Origin of the sequence: Pseudonocardia sp. Ae717_Ps2, from assembly GCF_001932475.1 — a bacterium.
GTDB lineage: Bacteria > Actinomycetota > Actinomycetes > Mycobacteriales > Pseudonocardiaceae > Pseudonocardia.
Map to the genome: position 1 here is coordinate 3,044,832 of NZ_MCIS01000001.1, position 25,729 is coordinate 3,070,560.

Below are 25,729 nucleotides of genomic sequence, written 5' to 3' on the forward strand. Positions count from 1 at the left end.
CCGATGACCACACAGCAGCAGCAGCTCCGGGCCGGGCCGGTGGCGGACACCGGCGCCACACTCGAGATCGACGCGCTGACCAAGCGCTACGGCGGCACCGTCGCCCTGGACGGGGTGAGCTTCGACGTCCGCCCGGGCGAGATCTTCGGCTTCGTCGGCTCCAACGGCGCCGGGAAGACGACGACGATGCGGATCGCCCTGGGCGTGCTGGCGGCGGACTCCGGACAGGTCCGTCTCGGTGGGCGCCCGATCGACCTCGACGTCCGCCGCACGATCGGCTACATGCCCGAGGAGCGCGGGCTGTACCCGAAGATGAAGGTCGGTGAGCAGCTCGCCTACCTGGCCGAGCTGCACGGCGTCGACCGGGTCGCTGCGCGCCGGGCGGTGCTGCGCTGGGCCGAGCAGCTCGGCGTCGACCACCGGCTCGACGACACCGTCGACGCGCTCAGCCTGGGCAACCAGCAGCGCGTCCAGCTGGCCGCGGCACTCGTGCACGACCCGGCCGTGCTGGTGCTCGACGAACCGTTCTCCGGGCTGGACCCGGTCGCCGTCGACGTGATGAGCGAGGTGCTGCGGCAGAAGGCCCGCGCCGGGGTGCCGGTGCTGTTCTCCAGCCACCAGCTCGACCTGGTGCAGCGGCTCTGCGACCGGGTCGGGATCCTCGTGGCCGGCCGGATGCGGACCGTCGGCACCGTCGGTGAGGTCCGCCGCGGTGGCGGCACCCGGCTGGAGGTGCGCGCCCCCGCCGCCGGACCCGGCTGGGCACACGGGCTGACCGGGGTCACCGTGCTCGCCGAGGAGCGCGGCCGCACCGTGCTGGCGCTCGGCGACGGCGTCGACGACCAGCGGGTCCTCGCCGCCGCCCTGTCCACCGGACCGGTGCACGGCTTCACCGTCACCACCCCGTCGCTGACCGATCTGTACCGGGAAGTCGTCGCATGAGCGCCCCGTCCACCACCCTGCCGGCGCGGCGCGCCATCGCGCTGGTCGCTCGTCGCGAGTTCCGCGTGCAGGTGCACAAACGCAGCTTCTGGGTCAGCAACGCGATCATGCTCCTGCTCATCGCGGGCAGCATGATCGCCTTCTCGCTGTTCGGCACGGGCGACGACCGGCCCTCGGTCGGCGTCGCCGGTGACCCGGCACCGGCCGCGGCCGTCACCTCCGCCGCGGAGCGGCTCGGGTCACCCGTCGACGTCCGGGAGATCGCCTCCGCCGGCGACGGCCGGGCCGCCGTCGCCGCCGGGGACCTCGACGTCGCCCTGCTCGGCGACGAATCAGGGCCGGGCGCGACGGCCGTCGTCGACTCCGAGCTCGCCCCGACGACCCGGGCCGTCCTCGACGCGGCACTGGCCGACCGGGCCACCGGCGTCGGGCTCGCCGTGGTGGGCGTGACCCCGTCCCAGCTGGCCGCCGCGACCCCGCCCGCCAGGCTGACCGTCGACGCACTCGACCCCACCGACCCGGAGGCCGGGCAGCGGTCGGCACTGTCGTTCGCGGTGCTGATCGTGATGTTCATGCAGATCGTCGGTTTCGGGCTGACCGTCGCGATGGGCGTGGTCGAGGAGAAGTCCAGCCGGGTGGTGGAGCTGCTGCTGTCCACGATCCGCCCGCTGGACCTGCTCTGGGGCAAGGTAGTGGGAATCGGCGCGGTCGGGCTGGTCCAGCTGCTGCTCTACGGCGTCGTCGGGATCGCGACCGGGCTCGCCACCGGGCTGCTGACGATCACCGGTACCGCGGTCGGGGTGTTCGGCGCGGCGCTGGCCTGGTTCGTGCTCGGCTACGCCTTCTTCGCCGTCCTCTACGCCGCAGCCGGGTCGCTGGTGTCGCGCCAGGAGGACGTCAACTCGACGACCGGGCCGCTGATGATGCTGATGTTCGCGATGTACGGCGCCTCGTTCTGGTACCTCGGCTCGCCGGACGCGACGGCGCTGCAGGTCCTGTCGTGGATCCCGCCGTTCCCGGCGATGCTCATGCCGCTGATGGTCGCCCAGGGCACCGTCTCGGCCTGGCACGTGGCCGGCTCGGCGCTGGTCATGATCGTCGCCGTGGCGTTGCTGGCCCGCGCCGGGGCCCGCGTGTACGAGCGGTCCGTGCTGCGGATCGGGGCGACGGTGCCGTGGCGGGAGGCACTCAGATCTCGATGAGCTCGCGGGGCAGCCCGGTCAGTGCCCTGGCCGGGCCGCCCGCGGCCACGTGCAGGGTGTCCTCGATCCGCACCCCGCCCCGCCCGTCGAGGTAGACGCCCGGCTCGACGGTCACGACGGCGCCGGCGTCGATCCGCCCGGTGGCGGTGGTCGCGAGCCACGGCGGCTCGTGCACCGCGAGCCCGACCCCGTGCCCGAGCCCGTGCGGGAACCGCTCGCTGTGCCCGGCGGCGGTGACGATGTCCCGGGCCGCCGCGTCGACGGCGGCCACCGAGGCACCGTCGACGAGCGCGGCCCGCCCGGCCGCCGCCGCGGCGTCGACCAGGGCGTGCAGCTCACGCTGCCAGTCCGCGGCCGGGCCCAGGCAGAACGTCCGGGTGGTGTCGGAGTGGTAGCCGTCCAGCGCCGCCCCGAAGTCGATCTTGACGAGGTCGCCGCGACGCAGCTCGGTGCCGGTGGGGCGGTGGTGCGGCACCGCGGAGTGCGGGCCCGCGGCGAGGATGGTGTCGAAGGCGGGGCCGTCGGCGCCCAGGCGGCGCATCCGGTCGTCGAGCTCACGCGCGACGTCGGCCTCGGTGCGTCCCGGGCGCAGGCCGCCGTCGTCGAGCAGGCCGCGCAGCGCGGTGTCCGCGAGCGCGCAGGCGGCGGCGATCCGCTCGACCTCGTCGGCGTCCTTGACCGCGCGCAGCCGCCCGACCAGGCCGGGTGCCCGGCGCAGCCGGCGGCCGGGGACGGCGTCGCGCACGGCGGCCAGGCCGTCGACGGTGAGCGTGGCGGAGTCGTAGCCGAGGGTCCGCCCGGCCCGGACGCGGGCTGCGGCAGCCGGGGCGCTCGGCCGCTCGACGAGGATCTCCAGGCCGGGGCACTGCTCGGCGGCCTGGACGCGGTAGCGCCCGTCGGTGCAGAGCAGGTCCTCCCCCGGGTCGGCGGCGATCACCGCGGCGGCGTTGGAGCCGGTGAACCCGGTGAGGTACCGGACGTCGAGCAGCTCGGTGACCAGCAGCGCGTCCAGTCCGGCGGCGGGGAGCAGGGCGCGGAGGGTGTCGCGCCGGGCGGGGTGGGACATGCCACGAACCCTATGTCTAGGGTCGCGGCCATGGGTCTCTACTTCCGCCAGCTGCTGTCGGGCCAGGACTACGCCGTGGGCGACCAGGTGGCTACCCAGATGGTCAACTTCTCGTACCTGATCGGCGACGACGAGACCCGCGAGGCCGTCGTCGTCGACCCGGCCTACTCCCCCGACGAGCTGGTCGCGACCCTCGACGCCGACGGCATGCGCCTGACCGGGGTGCTCGCCACCCACCACCACCCCGACCACGTCGGCGGCACGATGATGGGCTTCGACCTCGTCGGCGTCGCGCAGCTGATCGGGTCGCACCCGGTGCCGATCCACGTGCAGCGCGCCGAGGCCGACTACGTGACCCGGGTGACCGGGCTGTCGGCGACCGACCTGACCCCACACGACCACGACGACGTCGTCGAGGTCGGGAACGTCGCGATCCGGCTGCTGCACACACCCGGCCACACCCCGGGCTCGCAGTGCTTCCTGGTGCCGGACCCGGACGGCGACCGGCTCGTCGCCGGGGACACCCTGTTCCTGCAGGGCTGCGGGCGCACCGACTTCCCGGGCGGCGACACCGCGCAGATGTACCACTCGCTGCAGCAGCTGGCGGGGCTGAAGGGCAACCCGACGGTGTACCCGGGGCACCGCTACTCCCCGGCGTCGCACGCCCCGCTGGCCGAGGTGCAGCGGACGAACACCGTCTACCGGGCGACGTCGGCGGAGCAGTTCGTGGCGGCGTTCGGCTCCTGAGCCAACCCGGCGTCGTGGGCGGTGATCACGGCCCGGACGGCGACCGCCTGCTCACGCTGCCTCAGTGGGTCTCGTCGTAGTCGAGCCGAGACATCTGGACGTGCGACTGGTGCCGCTTGGCCCAGTCGGTGAGCAGCGACAGCGTCCGCGCGAGCTCCCGAGCCGCCTCGGTCAACCGATACTCCGTCCTGGGCGGCACCGTCGCGTACACCGTGCGGGTCAGCAACCCGTCCCGCTCCAGATTCCGCAACGTCAACGTGAGCATCCGCCTGCTGATCCCCGGGATGCCCCGCTCGAGCTCGGTGAACCGCGCGACCTCCTCCGCACCGATGAGCGTGAGCACACCGATCGCCCACTTCCCACTGACCCGGTCCAGCACCTCGTTCAACGGACAGACGTGGTGGACGGCGTCGTGCCCGCCGGTGGGGCGAGGTCGGCCGCCCTCGTCGGAGGTCGACTCCAGGCCACTACTGGCCACCTCTGTCACCGTAGGTGACCGAGCGCGAATCCACAGTCAGCACTCCTGATCTCGCACGTTTCATGGAGCGGCGCGCAGAGATGACGAAGACCAACCTGATCACCTGCGCGTAGCCCCCTGGAGGAGAGCAGCTCTGCCCTCTCCGAGTGAATCGCCGCCACGCCCTGGCCCGTCGTCGTCGCCGCTGACGGGGCTGGCTCGCTCGGGAGGACTCGACATCCCGCGGCAGCGCGGGGCCTCCCGCACACGGAGACCCACTGTCGCAACGAAGTGCCGAGCAACTCAACTGAACATGGTGTCCACCATAAGTTACGCTGTGCCAACTACGGCAATGGCGCTACTGGAGGTCGGTGGATGTCGGGACGTCGGTTCAGGGGACACGCGATCGTGCTGGCGGTCGCGCTCGTCCTGATGACGGTCGCGCCGGGCTTCGCGGCGGCGCTGCCCGGGCCGTCAGGCCCACGGGGCGAAGACCGGAACGAGTCCTACACCAGCGCTGAAGGGGTTCTGCGCTACCAGGTACATCTCCCGCCGCCGCGGCCCGAAGGCTCGACGGGCGCGCCGCCGGCGGTCGTCGTCGCGATCCACGGGTGCGCGATGACCGGCTTCGGGCTCAACTCGATGAAGGACACGACGCGGCTCGACGATCTGGCCGACCGAGAGGGCTTCATCGTCGTCTACCCGACACAGTCCGTGCTGCGGAACCCACAGCTGTGCTGGAACTCGCTGTCGCCCGAACACCAGCACCGCGGTCGTGGTGAGCCGGAGCTGATCGCCGGAGCCGTGCGGCAGGTCGTGGCCACGCACCATGCCGACGGTGACCGCGTCCACGCCCTCGGCGTGTCCTCCGGAGCAGGCACGGCCGTCATCCTCGGCGTGACCTATCCCGACCTGTTCGCGACGGTCACGTCCGTGGCCGGAGGCGAGTACGGGTTCCGGCGCGAGTTCGCCGAGGAGCCCGTCCCGCCGTCACCGGCCGAGACGGCGGTGCCGGCTCGCGCCGAGATGGGGCCACGGGCCCGCCAGGTCCCGCTCCTGGTCGTTCAGGGTGACCAGGACACCACCGTTCCGCCCGTCATGGCGGAGCGACTCGTACAGCAGTGGCTCGCACTCGGCGAACTCATCGAGGGCCGCATCCCGGACGCGTCGACTCCGGTCCGACCCGACACGGCGGTGCACTCCACGCCGCCGGACGGACACGCCTTCGAGACCGACACCTACCGCCGCCCCACCACCCCCGGTCTCGTCGTCCAGCGGGTACTGATCCACGGACAGGGCCACGCATGGTCGGGGCCCCGCAGCACAGGGCTCTTCGTCGACCGGCGCGGCCCCGACCTTGCCGCTGTGATGTGGGATTTCGTGTCGGAGCGCCGGCTCTCGGGGTGACGGTCGAGTGGGCGCGGGTCGATACCGCGCGGCGACGTACCGTCTCGTACATGACCGAGCGCCCCCCGCGACGGCGCCTGTCCCGCGAGGCCAGGCAAGCGCAGCTGGTCGCCGTCGCCGAGCGCCTCTTCGCCGATCGGGGCTTCGAGGGCACGAGCATCGAGGACATCGCCCGGGAGGCCGGGGTCAGCCGCACGATCGTCTACGCCCACTACGCCACCAAGGACGACATCTTCGTCGCATGTGTCCGACAGGCCCGCGCCGAACTCGAGGACCGGGTCCGCGAGCCGGAGATCCTCATCGAGGCCGGCGCCGACGCCCGCACCGTGATCACGCGGGCGGGCGAGGTGTTCTTCGGCATCCTCGAGCGCGATCCGCGCCGCTGGATGGTGCTGTTCAACCCCAGCACCGCCTTGTCCCCGGAACTGAACGCACAGCTCACGGAGCTGCGTGAGCAGACCATCACGCGGATCGCGGGGATGGTCCGGCACCTCGGGACCTTCGACGACGAGCGCAGCCTCGCCTTCGCCTACGCCATCAGCGGGGTCGGCGAACAGCTCGGACGCTGGTGGCTCACCCGGCCCGACATCCCCCGCTCCACGGTCGTCGCCTACTACCGCGACTTCATCACTCCCGGCCTGGACCTTCGATGAGCGCACCGCGGCCACGGAGGCCCGGTTCCGGACCGGCGACGACCGACGCCGCCCCCACGCTCGTCGCGCACATCGGTTGACCAGCTCGGCGGAGCCTGAAATCGGACCGCGCGGATCGGCAGACGTGGCTAGGGTCGTCGCCGATGACCACGATCGTGAGGTTGATCCGTTCTGCCCGCCTGTCCGACGTGGCGGAGTACGCCTACGCCGCGACCGCGCCCGCGGACGCACGACTGATCTTCCTGGCGGGTAGCTGCCCCCTCCACGCCGACGGCTCGACCGCGGCGGTCGGGGACGTCGCAGGCCAAGCAGCGCACGCCGTCGAGAACATGAGAACCGCGTTGGCCGAGAGCGGCGCGTCGCTGAGTGACGTCATCAGCACCCGGGTGCTCGTCGCGTCCAGCGAGCAGGCCGATCTCGTGGCCGCCTGGGAAGTGGTCCGTGACGCCTTCGGTGACCACGACTCACCCAGCACCCTCATGGGAGTGACCGTGCTCGGTTATGACGATCAGCTCGTCGAGATCGAAGCGGTCGCCGCGGTGCGCGACTAGTTCCTCCTCCGGCGCCGACGTCCGGGGGTCGGTGGTCGACTGTTCGCGATCGTTGATCGCCTAGTAGTGTGCTTGCTCGAACCCTGAGTGTCCGACGCGTTGCTGTTCGTGACATGGTCAGCAGGCCGACTATGAACGATGCCGACTCCGCAGCCGCCGTGCCGAGGCCCCGGCGCCTGACCGAGGTCTTCACGCTTCGCGAGTTCCGTGCGCTCTGGTCTGCCGAGGTCGTCTCGATCCTGGGCGACCAGCTCGCTCGGGTGGCGTTCTCGGTGCTGGTCTACGAGCGCACCAGCTCAGCGGCCCTGTCGGCGGCGGTGTACGCGTTGACCTTCCTCCCTGCGCTGCTGGGCGGCGCACTGTTGGGCTGGGTCGCCGACCGGTATCCGCGTCGGCGGGTCATGATCGGCAGTCACCTCACCAGAGCGGCGCTCGTCATGCCGATGGCGTGGCCCGGCCTCCCGCTGCCCGTGCTGTGTGCCCTGATCGTGGTCCTGGTGCTGGCAGGTTCACCGCACTCGGCCGCGCAGGGGGCGTTGTTGCCGGAGATCCTGCGCGGTGACCTGCTCGAACGCGGTTACGCCGTCCGTCAGGTGACGGGCCAGCTCGCGCAGGTTGCCGGGTTCGCGACCGGCGGAGCGCTGCTGGCCCTGCTGAGTCCGCACGCCGCGCTGGTCATGAACGCGGTGACCTTCGTACTGTCCGCGGCGGTGTTGGCCTACGGGGTCGCACCTCGTCCCGCGCCCGCCCCTGCCGCCGGTGCGGTCCGTTCCTGGTCGGGCGACATCGCTGCCGGAGCGCACACGGTCTTCGCGGACCCCTCGCGTCGCACGCTGGCCGTCGTGGTCTGGCTGGCCGGGACCTACATCGCCCCGGAGGGGGTCGCTGCTCCCTATGCCGCGCAGCTCGGCGCCGGGCCGGTCGCCGTCGGGTTGCTCCTGGCCGCCATCCCGGCCGGCAGTGTCGTGGGGGCGATCGTGTTCACGCGTTGGGTCCCCCAGCGAACCCGGGAACGGTGGATGCTCCCGCTCGCCGTGGCCGCCGGCGTTCCGTTGATGGTGAGCGCGCTCGCACCGTCGGTCGCGGCGATCACCGTGTTGTGGGCACTCAGCGGCGCGGCCGTGGCCGCCGCGCTGATCCAGGCACAGGCCGGTTTCGTACGCCGGACCCCGGCCGAGGCGCGAGGGCGCGCGACCGGCCTCGCGGCCGCGGGGCTGATCGGCGCGCAGGGGCTCGGTCTTCTCGCTGCCGGTCTGCTCGCCGAGTGGTCCTCCCCCGCCGTGGCGGTGGCGGTGACCGCCGCGGTGGCCTCGGCGGGGCTCGCAGCCGTGGCCATGTCGCGGCCCGCGCGAGCACTCTGAGGGGCGGGTCGCCACGGACGACTCACGGCTCCCCGCCACCTCATCGACGTCGCGCGTCGCGCCTTCCCCGGCCGGACGTCGCCGGCGCGTGCTTCAGATCCGTACACGGCTACATGTCACGAGTTGCCTCTTCCCGATCTCGGACGGCAGTACCACGTCACCAGTTCCAGTTGCGCACAGCCATCTCCCCTCTCCGCTCGTGTCCGTCGATCACAACGCTCACCAGTTCCAGTTGCGCATCCCGCATTCCCCTTTCCGACGATCCCCGCCGGCGCCGACAGCCGGATGGCTCGACACCCGCCCCGACTCGGTCACCGTCACCAGTTCCAGTTGCGCATCGCCCACACCTCCCCGCCTGCTTCTTCGACCCGTCGTTGCATCCACGCCTCACCAGTTCCAGTTACGCATGTCGACACCTCCCAGACCATCGTGACCAACACGTCGTCGCATTCACCAGTTCCAGTTGCGCACGCTCGCCACCCACCCCTCATCGCAGACACCGTTCCGCTCGACCACTGCAGTCACCAGTTCCAGTTGCGCATTACGCCCCCTTTTCGATGGAGTGGAGAATCTTTACACCGAACCGCGCTCCGTCACCAGTTCCAGTTACGCACGACTCCCCCTCTCCGGGCAGCCCCTTCTGTCGGGTTACTGCGAACGGCCCAGTCGCCGACCGTCCGCCGACGGCGAGCCGCCGAGGCGCCGAGCCCCGCCTCGCGGCGACCTCGACAGGGTAGGCGAGAAGCATCACCACGTCAGCGCCTTAGTTGATCTTGGCAGGTCGTTCGAGCCCGGGTGGCGCCCAGCAGATCGGTGAGAGCGACACGACTGAGCAGGGATGAAACCGCTGGACGACGTCTATGCTGACACGAGAGAAAACGATCTACGATTCGGGGATTTCGGTGACCTCATCCGCCGCGCGAGACACCGACCGGAGTGCGCTCCGGTCGTGGCTGGCGGCGTGGCAGCTGTGGTCACTTCCGATCGGCGTCCGAGCGCTACTCGTCGCGGTAGAGCTCGCCGCTGTGTGCCTACTCACCGTCGATATCGTCCTCGGCGGCGTCCCGCGCGATCTGTCGGCATGGCTGATCGCAGGCACACTGGTGATCTTGAGCGGGTTCCACGCCGAGATCTCACTGCGTGCCGAACGACTACGGCGGCGCATCGCCGAGACCAGATATGTCGACCTGAGTTCGGTGTGGACGTTCGCGGGCGCGTTGTTGCTACCGCCGATGCTGGCAGCGGCCACGGTGATCGCCAGTTACACACATCTGTACTTCCGCGTGTTCCGACCCGCAGGAACTCCCCCGCATCGACAGCTCTATTCGACGTCGACGGTCGTCCTGGCCGTCTACCTGGTTTCCGCGGTCACACTGATCTTTCCCGGATCCGGCGGATTCGACTCCTGGTGGGCGATCGTCGAGATCGCCGCGTGCCTGGTGGCCTACACCGGTACGAACATGTTGCTGGTCGTGAGCGTCATCCGGCTCGCGCAGCCGGGCAGCACATTCCTCGCGATCCTCGCGGGAGGGGAGATCGCGCTGGAGACCGCCACACTGAGCCTCGGCGGAATCGTCGCGGCTGTCATCGTCCCCGACCACGTCCTGCTCGTCTGGCTGCTGATCCCTGCGCTCGTGTTGATGGAGCAGACGACCCTCATCAGGCAGCTGGAGACACGGGCATCGACGGACGCGAAGACCGGTCTGCTGAACGCCGAGGGCTGGCGTTCCCGCGCGCTGCAGCTGCTCGGCGCGGCGAAGCGCGACTGCACCTGTGCCGGCGTGCTCATCCTCGACCTGGACTTCTTCAAGGAGGTCAACGACCGCTACGGGCACCTGGTCGGTGACGCGGTGCTCCGCGCGGTCGGCGAGGCGATCGTCGCCGAGATCCGCGACGACGACGCGGCGGGTCGCTTCGGCGGGGAGGAGTTCGTCATCGCGCTGGCCGGGATGTTCACCTCGGCAAGCCGCAACGCAGAAGCGGTCCTGGAGGTGGGAGAGCGGATCCGACGCAGGATCGAGCGCCTGGCGGTCCACGTCGACGACGAGGTCCCCCCGGTCGCGGTCACCGACCTCACCGCCTCGATCGGGGCCGCGGTCTACCCGCAGGCCGGTCGCGAGCTCGACGTCCTGCTCGCGGCCGCCGACGAGGCCCTCTACGCCGCGAAGAACGCCGGCCGTAACCAGGTCCTGGTCAGCCACGGCCCGGCCGCTCCTCCGTCCAACCCGTCGGTGCCGTCACCACGCCCGGGACCATGAGGGACGTACGCACCGACGACGCGGGCGCCACCTGATCTCGACCGGTGTCGGCCTCTGTTCGGGGTCACGCCCTCGGCGAGCTCGACGGTCGGGTCGATCACTGCCGCCATGCTGCCCGTGCCGCCTTCAACTACCTGGCGTCACAAGATCCGTTGCGCTTCGTGTAGGCGGTTGGTCTCACCAGGTGACGGAGTGCTCGATCGTATGGCCCTACAGGACGCAATGTGTTGTATTCGCTGCTCCATCCCGCCGGATGAGCGCCAACGGGCTCGGGCGGGCAAGCGACGTGTTCACGGAGGCTGCGCAGGTGACCGCGCGCGACAGCTGGCAGCTCGGTGGAGCTGCTGCCCCGTCACGGGTCGGCGCCGAGCTGACCTGGTGGGGTGCAGCGCTGCCGCACGCAGGTCAGCTGATCGTGGCCGATCCGCTGTTGCCCCGGCCGTTGATGATGGCGTTGTTGTCCGACGCCGCCGACACCGCGTCCGCGCCGGGGCCCCGCCGGGCGCGCCTGATCGTGGTCTCGCTGCTGGTCGGTGGCGGGCTCGGCGCAGCAGTCCTGCAGGCGTCCGAAGCGCTGCTGGTGCTCCTTCTGCTCACTGTTGCGACCGGCTTCGTCGCCTGGGCGTGCCGCATGCGCAGCCGCGAGCGAGCGGTCCGGGAGCGCGAGGGGGCACGGCCGCTGTTCGCGGTACGTCCGGCCGCCGGCGAGCCGACCTGGGACCTGCTCGCCCATCTCGACGACCAACAGGCCTCCAGGTCGGACGACGCCTACCTCGCCGCGTCCCGTCATCTGCTGTGGCGGGTCGCGCACCTGAACCCGCGCGGCGACGCCGCCATCGCCCATCTCACCGCACGCGCTCACGACGGCGAGTTGTCGTCGGCCGAGCAGCTGTGGGCCGCGGCGGACGACCTGACGGCCCTGGCCGTCGCGTCCCCGCGTGACGTGCGCCGTTCGGTCCCCCAGCTGGCCGTCCTGTACCGCTACGAGTCCCACGCGACCCGCTGACCCCCCGGCGACCACGGCGAGCGGAGCGAGGACATCGGCCCGCGGCACGGGCACGGTCTCAGCGGGAGATCGCGGTGTACGCGGTCGCCAACAGCTCCGGGTCCGGGCCCTCCAGGCGGCCGGGCTCGGCGAGCCCGTCGAGGACCACGAACCGCAGCGTCCCGGCGCGGGACTTCTTGTCACCGCGCATGGTCTCCGTCAGCTCGTCGAGCACGCCGGGCTCGTAGCTCGTCGGCAACCCGACCAGCTCCAGCACCTCGCGGTGCAGGTCGGCGGTGGCGTCGTCGAGCCGCCCGGCGGCGCGGGCGAGCTCGGCGGCGAACACCAGGCCGACGGCGACGGCGTTCCCGTGCCGCCAGCGGTAGCGCTCGCGGCGCTCCACGGCGTGGCCGAGGGTGTGGCCGTAGTTGAGGATCTCGCGCAGGTGCGACTCGCGCAGATCCGCCCCGACGACGTCGGCCTTCACCCGGATCGCGCGGCGCACCAGCTCGGCCAGCACCGGCCCGGTCGGGTCCAGCGCGGCGGCCGGGTCGGCGCGGACGCGGTCGAGGATGATCGGGTCGGCGATGAACCCGGCCTTCCACACCTCCGCGGACCCGGCGACGAGCTCCGCGCGCGGCAGCGTGCGCAGCGTGTCGAGGTCGACCAGCACCGCGGACGGCTCGTGGAACGCGCCGACCAAGTTCTTCCCGGCGGCGGTGTTGATGCCGGTCTTCCCGCCGACGGCAGCGTCGACCATCGCGAGCAGCGTGGTCGGGACGTGCACGACCTTCACCCCGCGCATCCAGGTGGCGGCGACGAACCCGGCGAGGTCGGTGACCGCTCCCCCGCCGAACCCGACGACGACGTCGGCGCGGGTCAGCCCGGCCTCGGCGCAGGCGTCCCAGCAGTCGGCCAGCGAGGTCAGCGACTTGCCGCCCTCGGCGTCGGGGACCTCGTGCAGCGCGGCGGCCAGCCCGGCGGCGGCGAGCTCGTCGCAGGCGGCGGCAGCGCGGTCGGCGAGGGTCGGCGGGTGCAGCACGAGCACCCGGCCGGCGCCGGTCCCGGTGACGACCTCGGCGAGACGGGCGGCGACCCCTGCGCCGACGAGCACCGGGTAGGGCTGCTCGGTGCGCACGTCGATGCGGACCGCACCGTCGGACTCGAGGGTGCCGGAGGTGTCGGGCAGCGTGGTGGTGTCGGTCATCGGGCCTCCGCCCGCTCTGTGCCGGTCCCGGTGGCGTCCTGTGGTGAGCCGAAGCCGGGCGCCGGGAGCGTCGAGTCCTGGCGCGGGGTGGGACGGTCGAACGGGTCGGCCGCGTCGGGCGAGGCCTCGGGCAGGGTGTCCGGGCCCTGGCCGAACGCGGCCAGCACCGCGGCGACGACCTGGTTGGGGCTGCGCCGCACCGTGCTCACCTGCACGGTCGCGACCTCCGCGTAGAGCGGGGCGCGCTCGGCGAGCAGGGCGCGGAAGGTGGCACGCGGGTTCACCCCGGCCAGCAGCGGGCGCGCGGTGGACATGCCGGTGCGGCGCATCCCGTCGGCGAGGTCCACCTCCAGGGCGACGACGCGGTGCCCGGCGAGCAGCGCCCGGGTCTCGGCGGCGAGCACCGAGCCGCCGCCGAGGGCGAGCACGCCGTGCCCGGCGTGCAGCTGCTCGGCGACGACCTCCCGCTCCAGCGCGCGGAACGCGGGCTCGCCCTCCTGCACGAACATCTCCGCGATCGGCCTGCCGATGCGCTCGACGATCACCGCGTCGGTGTCGGCGAAGCTCAGCCCGAGCCGCTGGGCGAGCAGGGTCCCGATGGTGCTCTTGCCGCACCCGGGCGGGCCGACGAGCACCAGCCAGGGGCGGCCCTGCGCATCGGGGCCCGGCGCGGTCACCGCTGCCCCGCGAGGTAGGAGGCGACGTTGCGGCGGGTCTCGTCGAGCGAGTCCCCGCCGAACTTCTCCAACGCGGCCTGCGCCAGGACCAGCGCCACCATCGTCTCGACGACGACCCCGGCACGCGGCACGGCGCAGGCGTCGGAGCGCTGGTGGATGGCGGTGGCCTCCTCACCGGTGGTGGTGTCGATGGTGCGCAGCGCCCGCGGCACGGTGGAGATCGGCTTCATCGCGACCCGGACCCGGACCGGCTCGCCGTTGGTCATCCCGCCCTCGATGCCACCGGCCCGGTTGGTGAGCCGGGTGACCGGGACGGTGCCCGCCGGGCCCTGCCCGGGCGAGCCGGCGGGGACCATCTCGTCGTGGGCGACGGAGCCGCGGCGGTGCGCGGTGCGGAAACCGTCACCGATCTCGACGCCCTTCATCGCCTGGATGCCCATCAGCGCGGCGGCGAGCCGGGCGTCGAGGCGGCGGTCGGCCTGCACGTAGGTGCCGACGCCGACCGGCATCCCGTAGGCGATGACCTCGATGACCCCACCGAGGGTGTCGCCCGCGTCGTGGGCGGCGTCGATCTCGGCGGCCATCGCGGCACCCGTGGCGTCGGTGAACGCGCGCACCGGGTTGGCGTCGATCCGGTCGAGGTCGGCGGGGCCGGGCAGCGGCTCGTCGTCCGGGGCGTCGACGGCACCGATGCCCACGACGTGGGACACGATCGTCACACCGAGCGCCTGCTGCAGGAACGCCTTCGCGACGGTGCCGAGCACGACGCGCGCCGCGGTCTCGCGGGCGCTGGCCCGCTCCAGGACCGGACGGGCCTCGTCGAAGCCGTACTTGGTCATGCCGGCGAGGTCGGCGTGCCCGGGGCGGGGCCGGGTCAGCGGCGCGTTGCGGGCGCGGTGCGCGATCAGCTCCGGGTCCACCGGGTCGGCGGCCATCACCGTCTCCCACTTGGGCCACTCGGTGTTGCCGATCCGGACCGCGACCGGGCCGCCCTGGGTGACCCCGTGCCGCAGGCCGCCCAGGACCTCCAGCTCGTCGGCCTCGAACGCCATCCGTGGGCTGCGGCCGTAGCCGAGCTTGCGGCGGGCCAGCTCGGCCTGCAGCTCCTTCGTGGTGACCGAGACACCGGCGACCATGCCCTCCAGCACGCCCACCAGGGCCGGACCGTGGGATTCCCCGGCGGTGATCCATCGCAGCACGGCGACCATCCTCTCACCCGGCCCCGACGGCACCCGACGGCACCACGACCGTCGCGGCGACGACCACCAGGGCGGCACCGAGCAGCACCGGCCCGTGCGGGAGCCTGCTCCCCCACCCGGCCCGGCCGGCCGCAACCACGACGAGCGCCACCACCGCCGAGGCGATCGCGGCGCCCACCGCCACCACCGGCAGCAGCGCCCACCCCGTCCCGGCGGCCGCGGCTCCCACCGGGGCGGCCAGCTTCACGTCGCCGCCGCCCATCGCGTGCGGCGAGACCAGGTGCACCACCAGGTAGGCGCCGCCGAGCAGCACCGCGCCGGCCAGGCCGCGCAGCACGGCGCCGCCCCCGGCCGGGACGAGCGCGGCCAGCACCAGCACGAACCCGGGCACCGTGAGCGCGTTCGGCAGCCGGCGGACCAGCAGGTCGGTCGCCGACCCGGCCACGGCCAGCCAGGACAGCACCGCGAGCAGCGCCGCCCACCGCGGGTCGAGCCGTCCGGTCTGCACCGCCAGCGCAACCGCCGCCCAGCACAGTGCCGTCCCCGCCGCCGTCCCCGCCGCCGTCCCCGGCCCGCACCACCGCTCCGGTACCGGCGCCCCGCGGGGCGCCCGGGCCAGCAGGTACCGGGTACCCGCACCGGCGACGAGACCCAGGGCGGCGGCGAGGACGACGAGGCTCATACCCCGATCCTGGGGCCCGGGGCGCCGCCCGGACCGACCGATCGCCCGCCTGTGGACAACTCGTCGGCCCGGGGCAGGATGACCGGAATGGGATCCCGTGCACCGCAGGACGACCGTCGGGCCGGCGCGGTGGTCCGCGCCGAGGTCGACCACGGCGTCGCCGAGCTGGTGCAGGACGCGGCGCGGCCGTCGTCGTGGACGTTGCTGCTCGACGGGACCGCCCAGTCCCACGTCGACCTCGACGCCCCCGAGCACCTCGAGTTCGAGTACGTCCGCCGGATCGGCCACCTCGTGGACCTCGCCGCGCCGCCCGCCGTGCCGCTGCGGGTGCTGCACCTGGGCGGCGGGGCCTGGACGCTGGCCCGCTACGTCGCCGCGACCCGCCCCGGGTCGGCCCAGACCGTCGTCGAGCTCGACGCCGAGCTGGCCGCCCTCGTCGCACACCGGCTGCCGGGCCCCGGCGTCGCGGACGGGCTGGCCGTGGTCACCGGGGAGGCACGCGCCACCCTGGGCCGGTTCGCGCCCGGGTCGTTCGACGTCGTCGTCGTCGACGTGTTCGCCGGCGCCCGCACCCCGGCCCAGGTGACGACGGCGGAGTTCCTCACCGCCGTCCGCCGGGTGCTCGCGCCGACCGGGATGCACGTGGCGAACCTCGGCGACGGCGCCCCGTGGCCGTTCCTGCCCGGTCAGATCGCGACGGCCGGCGCGGCGTTCGCCGAGCTCGCACTCGTCGCCGCGCCGGACGTGCTGCACGGTCGCCGGTTCGGGAACCTCGTGCTCGCCGCGTCGGACCGGGAGCTCCCGGTGCCCGGCGTGACCCGCCGCGCGGCCGGGGACCCGTTCCCGGCCCGGGTCCTCGACGACGCCGACACCCGCGCCCTCGGCCGCGGCGCGGGCGTCGTCACCGATGCGTACGCGGTCCCCTCACCGCGGCCGCCGGAGGGCTTCTGGGGGCAGTGATCCCCGGTCAGGGACCCCCGGTCAGGCCAGGGACGGGTCGACCAGGACCTTCATCTTCCGGCCCGCGTGCAGCGCCTCGAAGCCCTCCTCGACGACGTCGCGCATCGCGATCCTCTCCGTCCAGCCGGTGGTGTCGTAGTGGCCGCCCGCCATCAGTTCGATCACCGCCCGGTAGTCGTCGTGGGTGTAGCAGAGCGAGCCCTGGATGCGGGACTCCCCGAGGACCAGGCTGAGCAGCGGGGTCACCAGGGGCGTCTCGTAGATCGCGACGCTGACCATCGGACGGCCGGCACCGAGGGTGTCCAGCGCCGTCGCGACGGCCGGGGCGACGCCCGCGGCGTCGTAGCAGGCGTCGGCGCCGCGGCCGTTCGTCAGGTCGGCGACGATCGCGGGCACGTCCTGGGAGGTCGGGTCGAGGGTCTGGGCGCCGAGCCGCTCGATCGCGCCGCGCCGGGTCGCCGACGGCTCGACGACGCGGACGTTCTCCACGCCCATGCCGCGCAGCGCGAACCACAGCCCGATCCCGATCGGCCCGGCGCCGAACACCAGGGCGGTGTCGCCCGGGTCCACCTCGCCGAGCTTCGCCGCGTGGTAGGCCACCGACATGGGCTCGACGAGCGCGCCCATCTCCAGCGACACGTTCTCCGGCAGCGGGTGCAGCATGTGTGCCGGAACGACGGTCGACTCGGCCATGCCGCCGTCGGCCATCAGCCCGTGGAAGCCGATCTGCGCGCACACGTTCTCGCGGCCCTCGGCGCAGCGCGAGCACGTCCCGCAGCTGTAGAGCGGCATCACCGCGACCCGGTCGCCCTCGGTGACGCCCTGGACCCCCGACCCGATCTCGACGACGGTGCCGGAGAACTCGTGGCCGAGGGTCAACGGCAGCTCGCGGCCGGTCAGCGGGTGCTTCTGCCCGTTCGGGATGAAGATCGGCCCCGCGTAGTACTCGTGCAGGTCCGAGCCGCAGATGCCGTTGAACCCGACCCTGAGCCGGACCTCGCCGGGGCCCACCTCGCCCTCGGGCACGTCGGTGATGTCGAGGTCCCCGCGTCCCCGGTAGACGACCGCACGCATCGTTGGCTCCTCTCGCCTGACGTCGTTGTCGGGACCGGTCTACCGGTGGCGGGTGAGCGCCGTCACGGGTTGGGGCGGGGTTGCATGCGCGCCCGGTGATGGGTCAGAACGCTCCGGCGGCGCGGGCACGGTCGACGTTGCCGAGGTGCTCGGGGTAGGTCGTGGCGAAGCAGGAGGCGCCCTCGGTCGTGCACCGCACGAAGAACAGCCAGGGCCCCGCGGCCGGTTTCTCCGCGGCCGCCAGCGCGGCGGTGGACACCGAGGCGACGGGCGTCGGTGGCAGCCCGGTGTTGAGGTAGGTGTTGTACGGGCCGGGGGTGTTGCGGGCCTCGGCGGTGGTGCGCAGCGCCTGCACGTCGAGCGGGTAGTTGACGGTGGAGTCCATCTCCAGTCGCTGGTTCGCGGCGAGCCGGTTCTCGATCACCCGTGCCACCTTGGGCATGTCGGGGACGAGCGCCTCCTTCTCCACGACCGAGGCGAGCACGAGGGTGCGGTAGGAGTTCGCGCCGCCCAGCCCGGCGGCGTCGAGCCGCTTCGCCGAGGCGGTGAGGACCTGCCGCAGCACCTGCTCGGGGGTGCCACGCGGATCCAGGTCGTAGGGGCCGGGGGCGACCAGGCCCTCCATCCGGCGCTCGGGCGCCGCGGCCCGGTAGCCGGCGCGGGCCCAGTCGGGGACGGCGATCGCGGCCGGGTCGGCGTCGGCCATCGCGGTGCGCAGGGCGTCGACGCTCGTGCAGGTGGGGTCGCCGTCGGCGGCGCCGAGGCAGGTGGCGCGGGAGATCTGGGACAGCACACCCGGGGAGACGGTGCCGTCCGGGGCGCGGGTGTCGTCGAGCTGGACGCCGCCCTTGACGTCGAAGAACCCGACGCGCCGCTCCGGGTCGAGCAGCGCTTCCACCGCGGAGTCGCCGGACATGTGCGAGCGGAGCTCGTAGTAGCCGGGCTGGACCCGCTGGATGCCGGGCTCTTCGGCGGCGGCCTCGACGAAGGCCGCCCGGGACTTCACCACGTCCAACCCGACCAGGGTGTCCCCGATCGCGCTGGTGGAGTCGCCGGACTCGACCCGCACCACCACCGAGCCGCTGCCGGAACCGGTGTAGTCGTCGGCGCCGCGCAGGTACAGACCCGCCGCGACGAGAACCGCACCGGCCAGCAGCGCCGACCCCAGCAGGGCGAGCCGCCGCCGCCGGAAGTGCACCGGGGTCGGACGGTGCCGCACGGGGCCCGCGGTCGTGCTCACACCGGGCCCCGGGACGTCACGTCGTACTCGCCGGCGCCGGTCACGGGCACGAGGGTAACGGCCCGGCGCCCGCCGGGTGGTCACCCCCGGTGGCGGTGATCAGCCGTCGCGGGTGGTATCCAGCCAGCCCTGCAGGATGGCGACGGCGGCCTGCTGGTCGATCACGGAGCGTTGCTTGCGGCCGCGCACGCCGCGCCCGGCGAGCTGCCGGGTCGCGACGACGGTGGTCATCCGCTCGTCGGTGAGCTCGACCGGCACCGCGCAGCCGGCGGCGGCGAGACCCGCCTCCAGCGCGGCCGCGAACTCCCGCGCGGCGACGGCTGCCGGGCCGTCCTCGCCGCGCAGGTTCCGGGGCAGCCCGAGCACGATGCCGACGACGTCGTGCTCGGCCACCAGATCGGCGATCCGGCGCACGTCGGCGCCGCCCTCGGCGTCGCGCGCGACGGTCTCGACCGGGGTCGCGAGGATCCCGTCCGGGTCGCACATCGCGACGCCGACGCGGACGGCGCCGACGTCGATGCCCAGGCGCCGCCCGCGGACCGGCGTCACGGACGCAGCGCGGTGCGCAGCTTCTGCACCGCGGCGTCGATCCCGGCCGGGTCGGTGCCGCCACCCTGGGCGAGGTCGGGCTTGCCGCCGCCGCGCCCGCCGACCGCCGGGGCGAACTCGCCGATCAGCTTCCCGGCGGCGACCCCGTTGTCCCGTGCCGCCTTCGTGGTGGCGACGACGAACGACACCTTCTCCCCGTCGACGCCGAACAGCACGACCACACCGGGCCGGTCTCCCAGTTTGCCGCGCACGTCGGCGGCGAGGGTCCGCAGGTCGTTGCCGGTCACCCCCTCCGGGGCGGTGACGGCGACGAGCGCGGTGCCGTCGAGGTCCTCGGCCCGCTCGGCCAGCGCCCCGGCCGAGGCCAGGACGGCGTCGGCGCGGTGCTTCTCCAGGTCCCGCTCGGCCGTCCGCAGCCGCTCGACGATCCCGTTGATCCGTTCCGGCAGCTCCTCCGGGCGGGCCTTGAGCTGGTCGGCGAGCTGGTTGACCAGCAGGTGCTCGGTCGTGGCGTGCTTGAAGGCGTCCAGTCCGACGAGCGCCTCGACCCGACGCACGCCGGAGCCGATGGAGGCCTCGGACAGCACCCGGACCAGGCCGAGCTCGCCGGTGCGCCCGACGTGGGTGCCACCGCACAGCTCACGCGAGTAGTCGCCCATGTCGACCACGCGCACGCGATCGCCGTACTTCTCGCCGAACAGCATCATCGCGCCGAGCGTGCGCGCGGAGTCGATGGAGGTCTCGTAGGTCTGGATCTCCCGGTCCTCCTGCAGGACCGAGTTCACCTCCTCCTCGATCTCGACCAGCGCCGCGGGCGGCACGGCCCCGGTCGGGGAGGTGAAGTCGAACCGCAGCCGGCCCGGGGCGTTGAGCGACCCGGCCTGCGCGGCGGCGCTGCCCAGCGCCCCGCGGACCCCGGCGTGCACGAGGTGGGTGGCGGTGTGGGCGCGCGAGATCGCGGACCGGCGGGTGCGGTCGACGTCGGCGACGACCTCGGCGTCGAGGGTCACGGTGCCGGCGGTGACGACGCCGCGGTGCACCCGCAGCCCGGCCACCGGCGACTGGACGTCGTCCACCCGGACCTCGAACGACGCACCGCGGAGCACACCGGTGTCGGCCTGCTGGCCGCCGGCCTCGGCGTAGAACGGGGTGCGGTCGAGCAGCACCTCGACCTGCTCGCCCTCCTCGGCCGCGGGCACGGTGGCGCCGTCGCGCAGCAGCCCGACGACCCGGGCCTCGGACTGCAGCGTCTGGTACCCGGTGAAGTCGGTGGCGCCGTGGGTGTCGAGGACGGCGCGGTACACCGAGGCGTCGACGAAGCCGACCTTGCGCCCGGCGGCGTCGGCCTTGGCCCGCGAACGCTGCTCGTCCATCAGCGCGGTGAACCGCTCCCGGTCGACGGTGAGTCCGGCCTCGGCGGCCATCTCCAGGGTCAGGTCGATCGGGAAGCCGTAGGTGTCGTGCAGCGCGAACGCCTGGTCGCCGGGCAGGGTGTCGCTCCCGGCGGAGCGCGCCTTCGACACCGCGCCCTCGAAGATCCGCTCCCCGGCGGTCAACGTGGCGCGGAAGGTGTCCTCCTCGGCCCGGATGACCGCGGAGATGCGCTCGAAGTCGGTGGTGAGCTCGGGGTAGGTGGGCGACATGGTCTCGCGCACGACCTCGGCGAACTCGCCCAGGCAGGGACCGGTGACGCCGAGCAGCCGGGCGGAGCGCACGATGCGGCGCAGCAGCCGGCGCAGCACGTAGCCGCGGCCCTCGTTGCCCGGGGTGACGCCGTCACCGACGATCATCATCGAGGACCGGGCGTGGTCGGCGATGACGCGGAAGCGGACGTCGTCGGCCTCGTTCTCGCCGTAGCGGCGGCCCGAGAGCTGCTCGGCCTTGGCGATCACCGGTCGGACGAGGTCGGTCTCGTAGACGTTGTTGACGCCCTGCAGCAGGAAGGCGACCCGCTCGACGCCCATCCCGGTGTCGATGTTCTTGTGCGGCAGCGTGCCGATCGGCGGATGCCCCTTCTTCGGGGACAGCTCGCCGCGCTCGTCCTGCATGAAGACGAGGTTCCAGATCTCGAGGTAGCGGTCCTCGTCGGCCTCGGGGCCGCCCTCGGCGCCGAACTCCGGGCCGCGGTCGACGTAGATCTCCGAGCAGGGTCCGCCGGGACCGGGGACGCCCATGTCCCAGTAGTTGTCGTCGCCGCCGCGGCGCTGGATGCGCTCCTCGGGCAGGCCCGCGATCTCCTTCCAGAGCGCGATGGCCTCGTCGTCGTCGTGGTAGACGGTGACCCAGATGATCTCCGAGTCGAAGCCGTAGCCGCCCTCGTCCTGGCTGCGGGTGATCAGCGACCAGGCGAACTCGATGGCGCCGCGCTTGAAGTAGTCGCCGAAGGAGAAGTTCCCGGCCATCTGGAAGAACGTGGTGTGCCGGGTGGTCTTGCCGACCTCGTCGATGTCCGGCGTGCGGACGCACTTCTGGATCGACGTGGCGCGCGGGTAGGGCGCGGGGACGTCGCCGAGGAAGTACGGCTTGAACTGCACCATGCCCGCGTTGACGAACAGCAGCTGCGGGTCCTCGAGGATCAGCGAGGCGCTGGGGACGGGCGTGTGCCCGTTGCTCTCGAAGTGGGCGGTGAAACGACGGACGATCTCGTGGGTCTGCACCGGTGGGTCTCTCGTGACGGGTACGGCTGGCGACGGGTCGGCGACGGGGCGGGCGCCCTGCGCCCGCGCCACACCGTAGGCCGCGCGGCGTGGGGACGCCGCGGGAGGCCGGTCGTGCCAGGTTACCGGCACCCGCAGCAGCGACGGCCGGTGCCGGTGCGCGCCCGAGCGCACCGGCACCGGCCGCCTGCGGGCCGCGCCGTGCTCCCGGTCCGGGGGGTCGACCGGGGAGCGGGCGGGCCCGCCGTCACGCCGCGGTCACACCGCGACCGGCAGCGGGGCGTCGAGTGGGGGCCGCGGCGCGGGGACCGCGGGGACGAGGGCCGCGGGGGCGCGGACGGGGGCCCGCGGGGCGGGGACGGCGACGACCGGGGCACCCGCCCGGCGGGACGCGCGGTCCTCCAGCTCGCGGCGCAGCCGCTGCAGCGCGCGGTGCTGGGCGACGCGGACCGCACCCGGGGTGGAGCCGAGCACGTCGGCGGTCTCCTCGGCGCTCAGCCCGACCGCGACGCGCAACGTGAGGATCTCGACCTGGCGCGGGCCGAGCAGGCCCATGAGGTCGGACAGCCGGTCGTTGCGCTCGGCGTGGAGCACGAACTGCTCCGGGTCCTCCTCGCGGCTGAACCGCTCGGGGACCTCCTCGACGGCGTCGCAGCGGTTGCGGGCCATCGCCCGGAACGCGTCGGCGACCTTGTGCCGGGCGATGCCGAACACGAACGCGCGGAACGACATGCCCGAGGGCCGGTAGTCCGGCAGTACGGAGAGCACGGCCATGCAGACGTCCTGTGCGACGTCGTCGGCGCAGCCGAGGATGGTCTCGCGCCGGCCCAGCCGGGCGCGGCAGAAGCGCGCCACCTGCGGATGCACCTTGGCCAGGAGCAGTGCGACGGCGCGCTCGTCGCCGGCGACGGCGGCGGCCAGCATCTCCGGCGGGAGCAGGTCCGGCGCCTGCCCGGGGTCGGTCTCCTCGACGGTGTCGTCGGGTGCGGTGTCGTCGGGTGCGGTCGCGATGGCCACGGGTCCGTCGTGCATCTACCCAGCTCTCCTCGGTCGCGCCCCGGGGGGGCGCGTCAGGCGCCGGCACCGCCCGTCCGACCCCGGGAGAGGTCGGGCGGCGCGACTGTCGCGCTGTCCTCCGCCGGTGGTGGTCGGCGCTGCCGGCAGGTCCACCCGGCCGCGCCCCGGCCTGCGTTCAACCCTCGCGGTGCACCCTTTCGGGGTCAATTAATATGCACAATTTGCGGTATATGACGACGGACAGTAGGAGCCTCGGGTCCTGACGGGGGTGACCCAGGCCACGGACGGACGTCTCCATCTCACAGTGGGGTGCCATCCGTCTGCGGGGCGTGACCCATGCGGAGCAGCGTCGTTGGGCCGGGTGTCACGCTCCGCCCGCCCGAAGGAACGCTCGTGCCTCTGCGTCGCCCGCACCGTCTCCTGCTCGCCGCTCTCGGCACCGTCGCGATCGGTGTGGCGGTGGCCGTGCCGGCGACCGCGGCGCCCGAGCCGGCCCCGGTCACGGTCGGCGACGACGCGGCCGCGGCGCTGGTGCCGGCGGTGACCGAGGCACTCGGCCCCGCACTGGCCGGGACGTGGCTGGCCGGCGACCGGCTGATGGTGGGCACCTGGGACGCCGGGACGGCTCCGCTGATCACCGCGCTCGGCGCGACGCCGGTGGTGCGCGATGAGCCGCGCCGCGACCCGGTCGCGGTGCTGTCGGCGCTGGCCGCCCGCACCGCGACCGGGATGCCCGCCGGCCTGGACTCCTACGGCGTCGACCCCCGCACCGAGCAGGTCGTGCTGAGCGTCGTCGACGGGCCGGGTGCCGACGCGCTGGCCGCGCGCCTGACCGGTGGGCTCGACCCGTCCGCGGTACGGGTGGAACGGGTCGCGGCGCCGGCGCACCGGCAGGCCGCGGTCGGCGGGGGCGACACCATCACCGACGGGACCCGCCGCTGCACGGCCGGGTTCGCCGCCTCGGACGGCAGCAGCGACTGGCTGATCACCGCCGGGCACTGCACCCGGAACTCGTCGTCCTGGTACGCCGTCGACGGCTCGACGATCGGCTCGGAGGTCGAGACCGCGGGCGGCGGGGTCGACGTCGGGGCGATCGCGGTCGGCCCGGGCAGCGTGTCGCCGACGGTGTCGGGCATCCGGGTCGCCGGCAGCCGTCCGGCGCCCGTCGGCTCCTCGGTCTGTCTCTACGGCTCCACCAGCGGGCGGTCCTGCGGCACGATCCAGCGCACCGACATGACGGTGAACTTCGAGGGCCAGAGCCAGTCCGGGCTGACCTCGGTGGCGGCGTGCGCCCAGGAGGGCGACTCCGGCGCCCCCTACATCACCTCGTCCGGGCAGGCCCAGGGCGTGCACACCGGCGCCGGCGGCGACGGCAACTGCACCAGCTACTTCACCCCGATCCGCACCGCGACCGGAGCGCTCGGGCTGACCCTGCGCACCGGCTGATCCGGGCTCAGTCCCGGGTACCGCGCACGACGCGCCGCAGCTTCGGCAGCCGCTCGGCCAGGACGCGCTCGTGCCCACGCCCGGACGGCGCGTAGTAGTCGACGCCGACGACGTCGTCGGGCGGGTACTGCTGGCGCAGGACGCCGTCGGGGTCGTCGTGCGGGTACCGGTAGCCGACGGCGTTGCCGAGCTTCTGCGCGCCGGCGTAGTGGCCGTCGCGCAGGTGCGGGGGCACCCCGCCGACCTTGCCGGAGCGGACGTCTGCCATCGCGGCGTCGATCGCGGTGATCACGGCGTTCGACTTGGGCGCGGTCGCCAGGTGCACGGTGACCTGGGCGAGCGCGATCCGCGCCTCGGGCATCCCGACGAGCTGCACGACCTGGGCGGCCGCGGTGGCGGCGGGCAGCGCGGTCGGGTCGGCCAGCCCGACGTCCTCCGAGGCGTGGATCATCAGCCGGCGTGCGATGAAGCGGGCGTCCTCCCCGGCGACGAGCATCCGGGCCAGGTAGTGCAGGGCGGCGTCGGGGTCGGAGCCGCGGATGGACTTGATGAACGCGCTGATGACGTCGTAGTGCTGGTCGCCGGCGCGGTCGTAGCGCACGGCGACCTCGGTGACGGCGCGCTCGACGGCGGCGAGGTCGATCACCGGGTCGCCGCCCGCGCCGAGGACGCCGTCGGCGGCCGCCTCCAGCGCGGTGAGCGCGCGGCGCCCGTCGCCCGCGGAGAGCCGGACCAGTGCCTCCTCGCCGTCCTCGGCGAGCTCGACGGTCGCGTTCAGGCCGCGCTCGGAGGTGACGGCGCGATGGAGCAGGGTGCGCACGTCCTCCTCCCCGAGGGACTGCAGCTGCAGCACGAGGGAGCGGGACAGCAGCGGGGACACGACGGAGAACGACGGGTTCTCGGTGGTCGCGGCGACGAGCAGGACGAGCCGGTCCTCGACCGCGCCGAGCAGGGCGTCCTGCTGGGTGCGGGAGAAGCGGTGGACCTCGTCGATGAACAGCACCGTGGTCGTGCCGCTGCGGTCGCGACGCCGGCGTGCCTCCTCGATGACCGCCCGCAGCTCCTTCACCCCGGCCGACAGCGCCGACAGGGCGACGAAGTGCCGGTCGGCTCCCCCGGCGCCGGCCATCAGCCGGGCGAGGGTGGTCTTGCCCGTGCCGGGCGGGCCGTAGAGCAGCACCGACGCCGCGGCACCGCCGTCGAGGAGGCGGCGCAGCGGGGCGCCGGACTTCAGCAGGTCGGCCTGGCCGACGACCTCGTCGAGGGTGCGCGGACGCATCCGGGCGGCGAGCGGCGCGTCGGGACGGACGGCGTCGCCGTCACCGGTGTCGCGCTCGTCGCCCCCCGGGTCGATGTCGAACAGGCCGTCGGTGCTCATCGCATCCAGCCTGC

At 73.5% G+C, this 25,729-nt stretch carries 22 protein-coding genes and 1 pseudogene; 11 read left to right on the forward strand and 12 right to left on the reverse strand.

Going from position 1 to position 25,729, the window contains the following annotated elements; all coding sequences use genetic code 11:
• Window positions 1-3 precede the first annotated feature (3 nt).
• Together Ae717Ps2_RS14155 and Ae717Ps2_RS14160 are read left to right on the forward strand one after the other, a co-directional pair.
• Window positions 4-942, forward strand: a complete 939-nt coding sequence (locus Ae717Ps2_RS14155) for an ABC transporter ATP-binding protein (RefSeq protein ID WP_075306079.1) — start codon at window positions 4-6, stop codon at window positions 940-942.
• Window positions 939-2,144, forward strand: coding sequence for an ABC transporter permease (locus Ae717Ps2_RS14160; protein ID WP_075333480.1), 1,206 nt, complete (start codon window positions 939-941; stop codon window positions 2,142-2,144). The genes Ae717Ps2_RS14155 and Ae717Ps2_RS14160 overlap by 4 nt, the downstream gene beginning before the upstream one ends.
• Here Ae717Ps2_RS14160 and Ae717Ps2_RS14165 read toward each other — a convergent pair.
• Window positions 2,131-3,210, reverse strand: a complete 1,080-nt coding sequence (locus tag Ae717Ps2_RS14165) for a Xaa-Pro peptidase family protein (RefSeq protein ID WP_075306075.1) — start codon at window positions 3,208-3,210, stop codon at window positions 2,131-2,133. The two genes, Ae717Ps2_RS14160 and Ae717Ps2_RS14165, sit on opposite strands and share 14 nt — an antisense overlap.
• A gap of 30 nt (window positions 3,211-3,240) precedes the next feature.
• Between Ae717Ps2_RS14165 and Ae717Ps2_RS14170 the strand changes: the two genes are divergently transcribed.
• The gene (locus tag Ae717Ps2_RS14170; RefSeq protein WP_075306073.1) at window positions 3,241-3,957 is read left to right on the forward strand and encodes an MBL fold metallo-hydrolase; all 717 of its coding nucleotides are present in this window, start codon (window positions 3,241-3,243) and stop codon (window positions 3,955-3,957) included.
• Window positions 3,958-4,018: 61 nt separating this feature from the next.
• Here Ae717Ps2_RS14170 and Ae717Ps2_RS14175 read toward each other — a convergent pair whose 3' ends face one another.
• Window positions 4,019-4,345 carry a helix-turn-helix domain-containing protein gene (locus Ae717Ps2_RS14175; RefSeq protein ID WP_075311713.1) on the reverse strand — a complete coding sequence of 109 codons (327 nt, stop codon included), beginning with the start codon at window positions 4,343-4,345 and terminating at the stop codon, window positions 4,019-4,021.
• 360 nt (window positions 4,346-4,705) lie between these two features.
• Here Ae717Ps2_RS14175 and Ae717Ps2_RS14180 point away from each other — a divergent pair, with 360 nt between their 5' ends.
• From Ae717Ps2_RS14180 to Ae717Ps2_RS14205, 6 genes are all read left to right on the forward strand, one after another.
• Window positions 4,706-5,821 carry a PHB depolymerase family esterase gene (locus tag Ae717Ps2_RS14180; protein ID WP_139318707.1) on the forward strand — a complete coding sequence of 372 codons (1,116 nt, stop codon included), beginning with the start codon at window positions 4,706-4,708 and terminating at the stop codon, window positions 5,819-5,821.
• A 50-nt stretch (window positions 5,822-5,871) separates the two neighbouring features.
• Window positions 5,872-6,474, forward strand: a complete 603-nt coding sequence (locus tag Ae717Ps2_RS14185) for a TetR/AcrR family transcriptional regulator (RefSeq protein ID WP_075306069.1) — start codon at window positions 5,872-5,874, stop codon at window positions 6,472-6,474.
• 143 nt (window positions 6,475-6,617) lie between these two features.
• Entirely contained in the window at window positions 6,618-7,025 is a 408-nt protein-coding gene (locus Ae717Ps2_RS14190) for a RidA family protein (protein WP_075333481.1), read from the forward strand.
• Between the two features lie 113 nt (window positions 7,026-7,138).
• A complete protein-coding gene (locus Ae717Ps2_RS14195; protein ID WP_233147558.1) occupies window positions 7,139-8,386 on the forward strand; it encodes an MFS transporter in 1,248 nt (415 codons plus the stop codon).
• A 1,103-nt stretch (window positions 8,387-9,489) separates the two neighbouring features.
• Window positions 9,490-10,644, forward strand: a complete 1,155-nt coding sequence (locus Ae717Ps2_RS14200; protein ID WP_233147559.1) for a GGDEF domain-containing protein — start codon at window positions 9,490-9,492, stop codon at window positions 10,642-10,644.
• A 307-nt stretch (window positions 10,645-10,951) separates the two neighbouring features.
• The gene (locus Ae717Ps2_RS14205; protein WP_143510387.1) at window positions 10,952-11,650 is read left to right on the forward strand and encodes a hypothetical protein; all 699 of its coding nucleotides are present in this window, start codon (window positions 10,952-10,954) and stop codon (window positions 11,648-11,650) included.
• A gap of 58 nt (window positions 11,651-11,708) precedes the next feature.
• Here the strand turns inward: Ae717Ps2_RS14205 and aroB are convergent, their stop codons facing one another.
• The 4 genes from aroB to Ae717Ps2_RS14225 are packed head-to-tail and all read right to left on the reverse strand — an operon-like array spanning window position 11,709 to window position 15,394.
• The gene (aroB, locus tag Ae717Ps2_RS14210; protein WP_075306061.1) at window positions 11,709-12,836 is read right to left on the reverse strand and encodes a 3-dehydroquinate synthase; all 1,128 of its coding nucleotides are present in this window, start codon (window positions 12,834-12,836) and stop codon (window positions 11,709-11,711) included.
• Window positions 12,833-13,513, reverse strand: coding sequence for a shikimate kinase (locus Ae717Ps2_RS14215; RefSeq protein ID WP_020627275.1), 681 nt, complete (start codon window positions 13,511-13,513; stop codon window positions 12,833-12,835). Before Ae717Ps2_RS14215 ends, aroB begins: the two co-directional genes overlap by 4 nt.
• Window positions 13,510-14,712, reverse strand: coding sequence for a chorismate synthase (aroC, locus tag Ae717Ps2_RS14220; protein ID WP_075311707.1), 1,203 nt, complete (start codon window positions 14,710-14,712; stop codon window positions 13,510-13,512). The genes Ae717Ps2_RS14215 and aroC overlap by 4 nt, the downstream gene beginning before the upstream one ends.
• Window positions 14,713-14,725: 13 nt before the next feature.
• Complete coding sequence (locus tag Ae717Ps2_RS14225; protein WP_083702372.1) at window positions 14,726-15,394, reverse strand: A24 family peptidase; 669 nt, start codon at window positions 15,392-15,394, stop codon at window positions 14,726-14,728.
• An 87-nt stretch (window positions 15,395-15,481) separates the two neighbouring features.
• Between Ae717Ps2_RS14225 and Ae717Ps2_RS14230 the strand changes: the two genes are divergently transcribed.
• Window positions 15,482-16,354: a spermidine synthase gene (locus Ae717Ps2_RS14230; RefSeq protein WP_075333484.1), complete on the forward strand. Its 873-nt coding sequence runs from the start codon at window positions 15,482-15,484 to the stop codon at window positions 16,352-16,354.
• 21 nt (window positions 16,355-16,375) lie between these two features.
• On the opposite strand, the gene Ae717Ps2_RS14235 is transcribed toward Ae717Ps2_RS14230, so the two are convergent.
• The 5 genes and pseudogenes from Ae717Ps2_RS14235 to shbA all read right to left on the reverse strand — a co-directional run.
• Window positions 16,376-17,428, reverse strand: coding sequence for a 2,3-butanediol dehydrogenase (locus tag Ae717Ps2_RS14235; RefSeq protein ID WP_075306055.1), 1,053 nt, complete (start codon window positions 17,426-17,428; stop codon window positions 16,376-16,378).
• 103 nt (window positions 17,429-17,531) lie between these two features.
• Window positions 17,532-18,668 (reverse strand): endolytic transglycosylase MltG, encoded by a 1,137-nt coding sequence (gene mltG, locus Ae717Ps2_RS14240; RefSeq protein WP_158071495.1) that lies wholly within the window; start codon window positions 18,666-18,668, stop codon window positions 17,532-17,534.
• A gap of 99 nt (window positions 18,669-18,767) precedes the next feature.
• Window positions 18,768-19,217 (reverse strand): Holliday junction resolvase RuvX, encoded by a 450-nt coding sequence (ruvX, locus tag Ae717Ps2_RS14245; RefSeq protein WP_075306053.1) that lies wholly within the window; start codon window positions 19,215-19,217, stop codon window positions 18,768-18,770.
• Window positions 19,214-21,874 carry an alanine--tRNA ligase gene (alaS, locus tag Ae717Ps2_RS14250; protein WP_075334270.1) on the reverse strand — a complete coding sequence of 887 codons (2,661 nt, stop codon included), beginning with the start codon at window positions 21,872-21,874 and terminating at the stop codon, window positions 19,214-19,216. The genes ruvX and alaS overlap by 4 nt, the downstream gene beginning before the upstream one ends.
• Window positions 21,875-22,276: 402 nt before the next feature.
• Window positions 22,277-22,798: pseudogene (gene shbA, locus Ae717Ps2_RS14255) on the reverse strand (RNA polymerase sigma factor ShbA); the annotation flags it as partial.
• A gap of 486 nt (window positions 22,799-23,284) precedes the next feature.
• On the opposite strand from shbA, the gene Ae717Ps2_RS14260 reads away from it, so the two are divergent.
• Window positions 23,285-24,337: a S1 family peptidase gene (locus Ae717Ps2_RS14260; RefSeq protein WP_075306047.1), complete on the forward strand. Its 1,053-nt coding sequence runs from the start codon at window positions 23,285-23,287 to the stop codon at window positions 24,335-24,337.
• A 7-nt stretch (window positions 24,338-24,344) separates the two neighbouring features.
• Here the strand turns inward: Ae717Ps2_RS14260 and Ae717Ps2_RS14265 are convergent, their stop codons facing one another.
• Entirely contained in the window at window positions 24,345-25,715 is a 1,371-nt protein-coding gene (locus Ae717Ps2_RS14265) for a replication-associated recombination protein A (RefSeq protein WP_075306046.1), read from the reverse strand.
• Window positions 25,716-25,729 lie beyond the last annotated feature (14 nt).

Excerpts from the sequence above, each read along its gene's own strand:
- Ae717Ps2_RS14155 (WP_075306079.1), top strand. The coding sequence starts at position 4 with ATGACCACACAGCAGCAGCAGCTCCGGGCCGGGCCGGTGGCGGACACC.
- Ae717Ps2_RS14160 (WP_075333480.1), top strand. The coding sequence starts at position 939 with ATGAGCGCCCCGTCCACCACCCTGCCGGCGCGGCGCGCCATCGCGCTG.
- Ae717Ps2_RS14165 (WP_075306075.1), bottom strand. The coding sequence starts at position 3,210 with ATGTCCCACCCCGCCCGGCGCGACACCCTCCGCGCCCTGCTCCCCGCC.
- Ae717Ps2_RS14170 (WP_075306073.1), top strand. The coding sequence starts at position 3,241 with ATGGGTCTCTACTTCCGCCAGCTGCTGTCGGGCCAGGACTACGCCGTG.
- Ae717Ps2_RS14185 (WP_075306069.1), top strand. The coding sequence starts at position 5,872 with ATGACCGAGCGCCCCCCGCGACGGCGCCTGTCCCGCGAGGCCAGGCAA.
- Ae717Ps2_RS14190 (WP_075333481.1), top strand. The coding sequence starts at position 6,618 with ATGACCACGATCGTGAGGTTGATCCGTTCTGCCCGCCTGTCCGACGTG.
- Ae717Ps2_RS14195 (WP_233147558.1), top strand. The coding sequence starts at position 7,139 with ATGGTCAGCAGGCCGACTATGAACGATGCCGACTCCGCAGCCGCCGTG.
- aroB (WP_075306061.1), bottom strand. The coding sequence starts at position 12,836 with ATGACCGACACCACCACGCTGCCCGACACCTCCGGCACCCTCGAGTCC.
- Ae717Ps2_RS14225 (WP_083702372.1), bottom strand. The coding sequence starts at position 15,394 with ATGAGCCTCGTCGTCCTCGCCGCCGCCCTGGGTCTCGTCGCCGGTGCG.
- Ae717Ps2_RS14230 (WP_075333484.1), top strand. The coding sequence starts at position 15,482 with ATGGGATCCCGTGCACCGCAGGACGACCGTCGGGCCGGCGCGGTGGTC.
- Ae717Ps2_RS14235 (WP_075306055.1), bottom strand. The coding sequence starts at position 17,428 with ATGCGTGCGGTCGTCTACCGGGGACGCGGGGACCTCGACATCACCGAC.
- Ae717Ps2_RS14265 (WP_075306046.1), bottom strand. The coding sequence starts at position 25,715 with ATGAGCACCGACGGCCTGTTCGACATCGACCCGGGGGGCGACGAGCGC.